Annotated in this window: 1 protein-coding gene; it reads right to left on the reverse strand. The window is 49.9% G+C overall.

The genetic code is table 11. The features are described from left to right. A partial coding sequence (rpsK, locus tag BAE31_RS09010; protein WP_076840259.1) for a 30S ribosomal protein S11 occupies positions 1-371 on the reverse strand: 371 nt, incomplete at its 3' end. Between the last annotated feature and the right edge of the window lie 52 nt (positions 372-423).

Raw genomic sequence — 423 nt, forward strand, 5'->3', positions numbered from 1 at the left:
CGACATCCGTTGTGCGGGATCGGAGTGATGTCAGAAATACTGGTCACTTTGATACCCAATGCATTCAAAGCACGTACGCTAGACTCACGGCCTGGGCCAGGTCCTTTGATAAGTACTTCAACTGTCTTGATACCGCATTCTTGCGCGGCCTTGCCTGCAACTTCAGCAGCCACCTGAGCAGCAAAAGGAGTCGACTTGCGTGAACCCTTGAAGCCCTGTGCACCCGATGTAGACCAAGCCAAGGCGTTGCCCTGACGATCTGTGATCGTGATGATGGTGTTGTTGAATGAGGCGTGTACGTGCGCAATACCGTCAGAAATATTCTTTTTGACTTTTTTGCGTGCGCGGTTATTCGCTGTTCCTTTGGCCATTTGGCTAACCTTCCTATGATTACCTGATTATTTCTTCAGTGCGATACCAGCA

Source organism: Bacillus sp. I-2 (genome assembly GCF_001974945.1).
In the GTDB taxonomy this organism is placed as follows: Bacteria; Bacillota; Bacilli; order Bacillales; family Bacillaceae; genus Bacillus; species Bacillus safensis.